The organism is Streptomyces sp. NRRL WC-3549, from assembly GCF_000721935.1.
GTDB lineage: Bacteria > Actinomycetota > Actinomycetes > Streptomycetales > Streptomycetaceae > Streptomyces.
In genome coordinates, this window is sequence record NZ_KL585395.1 from 121716 (window position 1) to 123376 (window position 1661).

Annotated in this window: 1 protein-coding gene; it reads left to right on the forward strand. The window is 73.9% G+C overall.

The genetic code is table 11. From position 1 onward, the window contains the following. Positions 1-1484 (forward strand): ATP-binding cassette domain-containing protein (locus IH13_RS0113375; RefSeq protein ID WP_031084114.1); only part of this gene is annotated, 1484 nt, incomplete at its 5' end. Positions 1485-1661 lie beyond the last annotated feature (177 nt).

Genomic DNA, 1661 nt, shown 5'->3' on the forward strand with positions numbered 1-1661 from the left:
GGCCCTCGGAGGGGTCGGTGACCGTCGGCGGCCGCCTCGCCTACCTGCCGCAGAACCTCACCCTCGACACCGGGCTCCGCGTCGAGGACGCGCTCGGCATCACCGGGCGGCGCTCCGCGCTGCGTGCCATCGAGTCCGGGGACGTCGCCGAGGAGCACTTCGAGACGGTCGGCGACGACTGGGACGTCGAGGAGCGGGCCCTGGCGACGCTGGGCTCGCTCGGGCTCGGCGCCATCGGCCTGGACCGCCCCGTCGGGCAGCTGTCCGGCGGGGAGACCGTGCTGCTGCGCCTGGCCGCGCTGCTGCTGGAACGCCCCGACGTCCTGCTGCTCGACGAACCGACCAACAACCTCGACGTGTTCGCGCGCCGCAGGCTCTACGAAGCCGTCGACTCCTGGCGTTCCGGCGTCCTCCTCGTGGTCAGCCACGACCGTGACCTCCTGGAACGCGTCGACCGCATCGCCGAACTGCGCTCCGGCTCGGTGAGTTGGTACGGCGGTGGCTACTCCGCGTACGAGGAGGCGCTGGCCACCCAGCAGGAGGCCGCCGGGCGCATGCTGCGGGCCGCCGAGTCCGACGTCCGCCGGCAGAAGCGCGAGCTGGACGAGGCCCGGACCAAGGTCGCCCGCAGGCAGCGGCACAACAAGAAGATGGACGCCCAGAACCGCGCCCCGAGAATCGTCGCGGGCGCGCACAAGCGGTCGTCGCAGGAGGCGGCGGGCAAGCTCAAGGGGCTGCACGAGGACCGCCTCCAAGAGGCACGGGAGCGGCTCGACGAGGCGTCCGACGCGGTCCGTGACGACGCCGAGATCCAGGTGCGGCTCCCCCACACCGCCGTGCCGGCGGGCCGCACGGTCCTCACCCTGGAGGGGCTGCGGCCCCGGTTCGGCTCGCTGCGCGACGGCGCGCTCCAGGTGCGGGGTCCCGAGCGCATCGCCCTGATCGGCCGCAACGGCGCCGGCAAGACGACGCTGCTGCGCACGCTCACCGGGGAGCTGGCCCCGGAGGCGGGTGAGGCGAGGACCTTCGTGCCGCTGCGGTTCCTGCCGCAGCGGCTGGACGTGCTGGACGACGAGCTGAGCGTCGCGGCGAACGTCTCCCGGATGGCGCCCGCAACCACCGACAACCACGTCCGCGCCCAGCTCGCCCGCTTCCTGTTCAAGGGTGCGCGCGCCGAGCAGCCTGCCGGGACCCTGTCCGGCGGGGAGCGGTTCCGCGCCGCGCTCGCCGCGGTGATGCTCGCCGAACCGGCCCCTCAGCTGCTGATGCTGGACGAGCCGACCAACAACCTGGACCTGGCCGCTGTCCGGCAGCTGACGAGCGCCCTGGAGGCCTACGAGGGCGCGCTGGTGATCGCCGGCCACGACCTGGCCTTCCTGGAGTCGGTGGGCGTCACCCGGTGGCTGCTCGTCGGCGAGGAGCTCACGGAGGCCACCGCGGAGGAGGTGCGCGAGCTGCTCGAAGCCCCCACCACGAGCGGCTGAGGGGAGGCCGGTGTGTACTGGAGAGGACGGTGCGCACGACGGCCGTCCGGGCCCCTTCCCACCGGGCCTCCTCCCCACCGGCTACCGATCCGGATTCCCCATGCACTCACCTCACGGACCGAGAAACCTCCCCCGGGCGTTCGCGGGCGCGGCCGTCCTCCTGCTGGCGGCGGGCCG